This window comes from Dyella sp. S184, from assembly GCF_009766065.1.
Lineage (GTDB): Bacteria > Pseudomonadota > Gammaproteobacteria > Xanthomonadales > Rhodanobacteraceae > Rhodanobacter.
In genome coordinates, this window is sequence record NZ_LMUE01000002.1 from 1,028,778 (window position 1) to 1,036,346 (window position 7,569).

7 protein-coding genes are annotated in these 7,569 nt (G+C 63.8%); 4 read left to right on the forward strand and 3 right to left on the reverse strand.

Annotated elements, in window-relative coordinates:
• Positions 1–2: 2 nt before the first annotated feature.
• The gene (locus GSQ75_RS04410) at positions 3–1,922 is read right to left on the reverse strand and encodes an ATP-binding cassette domain-containing protein (protein WP_158753283.1); all 1,920 of its coding nucleotides are present in this window, start codon (positions 1,920–1,922) and stop codon (positions 3–5) included.
• Between the two features lie 269 nt (positions 1,923–2,191).
• Between GSQ75_RS04410 and GSQ75_RS04415 the strand changes: the two genes are divergently transcribed.
• From GSQ75_RS04415 to GSQ75_RS04430, 4 genes are all read left to right on the forward strand, one after another.
• Positions 2,192–2,548: a hypothetical protein gene (locus GSQ75_RS04415; RefSeq protein WP_158753284.1), complete on the forward strand. Its 357-nt coding sequence runs from the start codon at positions 2,192–2,194 to the stop codon at positions 2,546–2,548.
• 126 nt (positions 2,549–2,674) lie between these two features.
• Positions 2,675–3,739 carry an agmatine deiminase family protein gene (locus tag GSQ75_RS04420; protein WP_158753285.1) on the forward strand — a complete coding sequence of 355 codons (1,065 nt, stop codon included), beginning with the start codon at positions 2,675–2,677 and terminating at the stop codon, positions 3,737–3,739.
• A 66-nt stretch (positions 3,740–3,805) separates the two neighbouring features.
• On the forward strand, positions 3,806–4,696 hold the full coding sequence (locus GSQ75_RS04425) for a carbon-nitrogen hydrolase (protein WP_158753286.1): 891 nt from the start codon (positions 3,806–3,808) through the stop codon (positions 4,694–4,696).
• 89 nt (positions 4,697–4,785) lie between these two features.
• Positions 4,786–6,018 carry a TraB/GumN family protein gene (locus tag GSQ75_RS04430; protein ID WP_158753287.1) on the forward strand — a complete coding sequence of 411 codons (1,233 nt, stop codon included), beginning with the start codon at positions 4,786–4,788 and terminating at the stop codon, positions 6,016–6,018.
• A 639-nt stretch (positions 6,019–6,657) separates the two neighbouring features.
• Here GSQ75_RS04430 and GSQ75_RS04435 read toward each other — a convergent pair.
• Both GSQ75_RS04435 and GSQ75_RS04440 read right to left on the reverse strand, forming a co-directional pair.
• A complete protein-coding gene (locus GSQ75_RS04435) occupies positions 6,658–7,107 on the reverse strand; it encodes an EF-hand domain-containing protein (RefSeq protein WP_158753288.1) in 450 nt (149 codons plus the stop codon).
• Positions 7,104–7,569, reverse strand: a 466-nt coding sequence (locus GSQ75_RS04440) for a DUF4915 domain-containing protein (protein WP_158753907.1), incomplete at its 5' end; no start/stop codon positions are given. The genes GSQ75_RS04440 and GSQ75_RS04435, both read right to left, overlap by 4 nt.

Below are 7,569 nucleotides of genomic sequence, written 5' to 3' on the forward strand. Positions count from 1 at the left end.
CCCTAGGCTTCCAGTCGTTCGTACAGCTCCAGCCACTCCGCGTCCAGCGCTTCCTTCTCGCGGCGCAGTTCGGTCTGGCGCTGTCCCAGTCGCATCATTTCCTGGGTGGGGCCGTTGTAGGTAGCCGGATCAGCCAGCTGGGTTTCCAGCGCGGTCAGTTCGGTTTCGATCGTGGCGGCGCGGGCCTCGATCCGCTTCACCCGTTGCCGTGAGGTCTTCTCGTTCTCACGCTGGGCAGCGGCGTTGCGGCGGCGTTCTTCGGGCGATTCGTCCGGTACGACCTGGATCACCGGCTTGGCCGCTGCACCTGCTTTCGCTGCCTTCTTGTTGGCCGCGCCTCGTGTACGCAGCCATTTGGCGTAATCGTCGAGGTCGCCATCGAAGCTTTCCACCACGCCGTCGGCCACGCGCCAGAAGCTGTCGCAGACCATGCCGAGCAGATGGCGGTCATGCGAGACCAGCACCAGCGCACCGTCGAAGTCGGCCAGCGCGTCGGCCAGCGCCTCGCGCATGTCCAGGTCGAGATGGTTGGTCGGCTCATCGAGCAGCAGCAGGTTCGGTTTGTCCCACGCAATCAGTGCCAGTGCCAGGCGCGCCCGTTCGCCACCGGAGAAGCCATCGACTGACTCGAACGCGCGATCGCCGGCAAAATTCCAGGTGCCGAGGAAGTCGCGCATGACCTGGGTGGCTACGCCCGGCGCCTTGTCCTGCAGGTGGTCAAGCGCGCTGGCGCCCTCGCGCAGGCTTTCCACCGTGTGCTGGGCGAAGTAGCCAATCTTCAGATCCTTGTGTGCCTTGCGCTCGCCGCTGAACGGATCGAGCTCGCCGACCAGGGTTTTGACCAGCGTCGATTTGCCGGCGCCATTGGGGCCGAGCAGACCGATCCGCTCGCCCGCTTCGAGGCTGAAACGGACATCACGCAGGATGATGTTGATGTCGTCGCCATCCGTGGTCGGATAGCCGGCCGTGATGTCCTCCAGCTGCAGCATCGAATCTGGCAACCGCCCCGGCACCGGAAACTGGAAACTGAACGGCCGCTCGGCGCGCACTGCCTCGGTACCGGCCAGCTTCTCCAGACGCTTCATGCGTGACTGCGCCTGCTTGGCCTTGCTGGCCTTGGCCTTGAAGCGGTCGACGAAGGACTGCAGATGCGCCCGCTCGGCCTGTTCGCGCTCATGCGAGATCTGTTGCTGGCGCAACTGCTCGGCGCGCAGGCGCTCGAATGCGCTGTAGTTGCCGGTGTACAGCTTCGCCTTGCCGTCGTTGAGGTGCAGCGTGTGGGTAATCACGCCATCGAGGAACTCGCGATCATGCGAAATGATCAGCAAGGTGCCCTGATAGCGGCGCAGCCATTCTTCCAGCCACAGCACGGCGTCGAGGTCGAGATGGTTGGTCGGCTCATCGAGCAGCAGCAAATCGGATGGGCACATCAGGGCGCGCGCCAGATTCAAGCGTCCGCGCCAGCCACCGGAGAATTCCTTTACCGCGCGCTCATGCGTTTCCGGCGGAAAGCCCAGGCCGTGCAGCAGGCGACCGGCGCGGGCACGCCCGTCGTAACCGTTCAGCTCCTCGATGCGGTGATGCGCCTTGGCCATCGCCTCCATGTCGCCGCGTTCGCCGGCATCGGCCTCCTCGCGCATCGCGTCGGCCAGCTCCTCGTCGCCGCCCAGGACGTAGTCGATCGCGGCGTCCGGCAATGCCGGGGTTTCCTGTGCCACCGAGGCCAGCCGCAGCTTGGCTGGCATGTCCAGCTCGCCGGCATCGCTCTCCAGCCGGCCCTGCAGGGCCGCGAACAGGCTGGATTTGCCGCAGCCATTGCGGCCGATCACGCCCAGGCGCCAGCCACTCTGGATCACCAGATCGATATCGGAAAGCAGCAGGCGGGTGCCGCGGCGCAAGGCAAAGTGTCGAAAGGAAATCATGAAAAACAGCATCCAAACCGGGCAGGCAATCGCTCGCAGCCGCCCATGATAGCGGTGATAGCGCTATTCTCGACGAACCGGCTGGTTATGCCTGCGCGATGGCCGAATGCCCAACCCATCGCAATCGGCGCAAACCGGCATGGCGCAATCGACACAATAGGTTTGCCACATAGGTGGCATAGTCGACATTTTGCTTGCCACAACGTGGCGTAGTTCGGGTAGTTCTGCTACAACGACGCCGCATACAGCCTTGTCTGGAGAGGGGAGCCATGGTCAAGTTCACGTACAGTTTGCCGGTCTTTGTCATGTTGATCGCTGCCGCCGGTTTTGCCGCGCCGCAGACAGTCCGTGCGGCCACTAACGGCGACAGCCTGCTGGTCCATCGCGTGCAGGAAGAAAAGGGCATGAACCTGCCCAGCCGAGGCATGAGCATGGCCCAGGTCGAACGGACCTGGGGCGCCCCGCAGCGCAAATTGTCGCCGCGTGGTGGCGATACCCCGAAACATCCGCAGATCAACCGCTGGGAATACTCGGACTTCATCGTGTATTTCGAGCATGAGCACGTGATCCACGCGGTGCTCAACACGCCGGCCGGCAACAACACCAACCCGACCTCCGTCAACTGATCCTGTTTCCGACGACGCGGCCTGTGGCGACACGGGCCGCGTTTTTGTGTGTGCGGCCGATGCCCTCGTCGTACAATTCGCAGTCCGGCAGCCACCCTGGTGCCTCCCCGACTGAGACATCCCCGCATGACCGACCACTCTTGTGGCAAGCAAAAGGTTGATTACGCCACCTTGCGCCTGCCTGCGGAATGGGAACCGCAGGCCGCGGTATTGATTGCCTGGCCGCATGCCGATACCGACTGGGCCGAGCGCCTGGCCGCGGTGGAAACCACCTATGTGGCACTGGCAGCAGCAGTAACGCGCTTCCAGCCGCTGATCATCGTGGTGGCTGACGCCGCCCTGCAGGCTCACGTCGAGGCCCAGCTGCATCGTGCCAAAGTCGATCTCGCCCGCATCCGCTTCGTCGAACTGCCGTATGACGACACTTGGCTGCGTGATTCCGGCCCGATCACCCTGAAAGCTGGGGATGCTGGATTCCAACTCACCGACTTTCGCTTCACCGGCTGGGGCGGCAAGTTCGGTGCCGAGCAGGACGATGCGCTGATCGGCGGACTGGTCGACGCCGGTGTATTTGGCCATGCCGCGCACAAGCGCATCGACTGGGCGCTGGAGGGCGGCGGCATCGAGAGCGATGGCGCGGGCACCGTACTCACCACCTGGCGCTGCCTGCTGCAGCGTCACCCTGAGCAGTCGCGCGAGGAGATGAGCGCGATCCTGCGTGACAGCCTGCATGCCACGCGCGTGCTGTGGCTGGATTACGGCTATCTCGAAGGCGACGACACCGACGCGCATATCGATACCCTGGCGCGCTTCGCGCCGGGCGAGCGCATCGTGTTCCAGGCCTGCGACGACAGCAGCGACCCGCATCACGACGAGTTGCAGCGGATGGGCGCCGAACTGGCCGCCTTGCGCACCGTCGATGACCGCCCGTATCAGCTCTACCCATTGCCGTGGGCGAAGCCCATTCTCGACGAAGGTCGCCGCCTCGCCGCTTCTTACGCGAACTACCTGATCGTCAACGGCGCCGTGCTGGTACCGGCCTATGACGACCCGGCCGACGACGAGGCCGCACGCATCATCGGGACGGCGCATCCTGGCCGCGAGATCGTGCAGGTGCCCTGCCGCCCGCTGATCTGGCAGAACGGCAGCCTGCACTGCATCACCATGCAGTTGCCGGCCGGTCTGGCCTGAGTTTTGTCGGCATCCGCTAAACTCCGCGGGTTGCCAGTACGAACAGTCAAGTCAGGATCGAAGCCGATGACCCGCAAGACCCTCAAGGTCGCCCTGCTGCAGGAAACCGACCGCGGCAGCCGCGATGCCAACCTAGACGCGATCGAGGCCGGCCTGCGTGAAGCCGCTGCGGCTGGCATCGAGCTGGTGTTGCTGCAGGAGCTGCACAACGGCCCGTATTTCTGCCAGCACGAATCGGTCGAGATCTTCGATCAGGCCGAGACGATCCCTGGCCCCGGTACCGCGCGCATCGGCAAGCTGGCCGAAGAGCTGAAGCTGGTGGTGGTCGCCTCGCTGTTCGAGAAGCGCGCCACCGGGCTGTATCACAACACCGCCGTGGTATTCGATCGTTCGGCCGCGATCGCCGGCAAGTACCGCAAGATGCACATCCCGGACGATCCGGCGTTCTACGAGAAGTTCTATTTCACGCCGGGCGATCTCGGTTTCGAGCCGATCGATACTTCGGTCGGCCGGCTCGGCGTGCTGGTGTGCTGGGATCAGTGGTATCCGGAAGCCGCCCGCCTGATGGCGCTGGCTGGCGCCGAACTGCTGCTTTACCCCACTGCGATCGGCTGGGACCCGAACGATGTGCAGGCCGAGAAGGATCGCCAGCGCGATGCGTGGATCACCGTGCAACGTGGCCACGCGGTAGCCAACGGCCTGCCGCTGCTGTCGTGTAACCGCACTGGCTACGAGGCGGATCCCTCCGGTGTGGGTTCCGGCATCCAGTTCTGGGGTTCCAGCTTTGTCGCCGGCCCGCAGGGCGAGTTCCTCGCACAAGCCGGTACCGACGGGCGTGAGCTGCTGCTGGTCGAGGTCGATCTGGCGCGCAGCGAGCACGTGCGGCGGATCTGGCCGTTCCTGCGCGATCGCCGCATCGATGCCTATGCCGACCTGCTCCGGCGTTTTCGTGACTGAAACCGCGCTAGCGCACACTTGCGCAACTTGTTCCGCATGGCCGTCGTCCCCATGCTTGGATTTCCCCTTGAGACCGGCCTGCTGATCGCATGAGTGTTCCCGAAACCGACCTTGCCCTGTTGCCTGCCTTGCAAGGCCAGCCGATCGAGCGCGTGCAGCGTGACGGCGTGGAATACGTGGTGCTGGGTACTGCGCATGTCTCGCGCAGCAGCGTGGACGCGGTCGAGGCGCTGCTGGCGCATGAGCATTTCGATGCCGTGGCGATCGAGTTGTGCGACAGCCGCGCGCAGAGCATGCGCGATCCGGAAGCGTTCAAGCAGATGGACCTGTTCAAGGTGATCCGCCAGGGCAAGGCCGGCATGGTCGCCGCCAGCCTGGTGCTGTCGACGTTCCAAAAGCGCCTGGCCGATCAGTCCGGTATTCAGCCCGGCGCCGAGATGAAGGCAGCGATGGATGGCGCCGAACAGCGTGGCCTGCCGGTCTGGCTGATCGACCGCGAGGTCGGCACCACGCTCAAGCGCGCCTGGCACAGCGTCGGCTTCTGGCAGCGCTTCGGCCTGCTCGGTGGCCTGCTCGCCAGCGTGTTCGAGCGCGAGGAAATCGAACAGGGCGAGATCGAAAAGCTGAAACAAGGCGATCTATTGGAAAGTGCCTTCAGCGAATTCGCCAGCGAATCGAAACCACTTTTTCAAAGCCTGATCAGCGAGCGCGATGCGTTCATGGCCGCACGCCTGCGCGAGGAATCGGCACGCTCGGCGACAGCCGAACCACGCCGCGTGCTGGTGGTTATCGGCGCTGGCCACTTGAAAGGCCTGAGCGGACTGCTGCGCGACCAGCACGACGATCCCGCCATCACCGTCGCCAAGCTGGCCGCCACACCGCCCAAGGCACGCTGGCCGAAATGGCTGGCTGTCGCGCTGGTGCTGCTGGTGTTTGCGGCAATTGCCTACGCATTCCACCGCAATGCTGCGCTGGGCACACAGGCATTGCTTTCATGGGTGCTGTTCACCGGCGGCTTTGCCGCGCTCGGCGCGGTGGCCGCTGGCGGTCACCCACTCAGCATCCTCGCCGCCTTCATCGCCGCACCGATCAAACCGTTCCGCCCCGGCATCCCCGCCGGCGGCATCAGCGCGATGGCCGAAGCCTGGGTGCGCCACCCGCGTGTGGTCGACTTCGACACCTTGCGCGACGACATCGTGCACTGGAGCGGCTGGTGGAAGAACCGCGTCGCGCGCACCCTGCTCAACTTCTTCCTGGTCAGCATCGGCACCATCATCGGCGAGTACAGCGCCGGCATCCACATCTTCAAGAGCCTGATGTAATCCAAACGAGACACTGAGCCGACAAGGGTGCACATGTTACGATTCGCGCCGTCTCAAGCCCGACTTACGCGGGCGAACATCGGCTCGGCAACGAGTCAAACCAGCCCGAGTGGTGAAACTGGTAGACACAAGGGACTTAAAACAATTTGAGCCCTCCGGGGGAAACCCCAGAGGTGACACCCGTCAAATTCGGTGAAAGCCCTGGATGCCGCAAGCATTCGAGCCAATGCCGAGCCAAGCCTCCGATCCAAAGTCTGAGGAAGGTGTAGAGAGCAGACGGCGGGCACCTACGGCTTTCAAAGCTACGGTGAAGGCGTGCTCCAGACCACGAACAGCGTTCGCGCTGGCGGCGAAAGCCGAAGTGGGAAGAAAATCCCTCGACCTCACGGTCATGCCGGTTCGATTCCGGCCTCGGGCACCATTCAGGACCGCTCCTTACCGGGGCGGTTTTTTTATGAGTCCGCGAGGACGATCTCGCATCCTCTTGATGCAAATCAAACGCGCACATCGCCAAGTCAGCCGCGTGCGAGGTCACTAGCCTCGTCAGAAGTGCATGCACTTCTGCTGCCCGCGGCAACCCAGATTGGCCGCAGTAGCAACGACTTTGCCTGCTCCAGCCAAAGTCACATCACCCAAACATCATGGGTGTTCGTGCTTCAGCATGTAGTTGACCACGTTCACGTATTCCTTGAAGTCCAGACACTGGTTCTTCTCCGTATCGAACATCGCCATCGGTGGCGCGGACTTGCCGGCGTGCTGGATCAGTTCCAGGTGGGCGTACTCCGCCGCGTTCAGGCAACCGTTCTTGTCGGTGTCCATCGCCACGAATTGTTCGTGCAGGCGATGCAGCTCGGCCGTGGCCTGCAGCTGATGCCAACCGACCCGGAACTCCTGAGGCGACAGCACCCCGTTGTGGTCGGTATCCCAACGGGCAAAGATCGCATCCGCTTCATCGGCCGGCGCTGCCGGGGTGGCCTGGGTGGCGGGTGTCTTTGCCGGGGTTGTCGCTTGGGCCTGCGCCGCGGTCGCCACGAGTAATGCCGCGATCACACACACGGCATAGCCTGCCCTACTCCCGTGCATCGTCATGGCGTCACGCCCTCCGCCTGCAGCTCCGTCTCAAACGTGATCAGCTCGCGGATCTCCGGTGTGCGCAGGCCCACCATCATCGGGTTGCGCACATTCGGCAGGAAGCACAGGTCGAAGATCTCGGTAATGTCGCCCTCGAAACGGATCCAGTGCAGCACATCGCCATTGGTCAGCGAGATGATCTGCACACCGCACCAGGGCTCGACATCGTGCTGGGTCAGTTCGGCATCCAGCTGCAGACCTTCGAAACGCTGGTTCCTCGGCTTGGACAAACCCACCGCCGCCGTATTGCCGAAGATCGACAGGCCGCGCACGAACCCGGGCAGGAACGTGTGCGGTACAAACGACTTGGTCGTGAAGTCCACCCAGCCCAGATGACCGGTACCGGCATTCAATACCCACAGCTTGCCGTTCGCCCAGCGCGGTGAATGCGGCATCGACAGGCCTTCGCAGACGATCTCG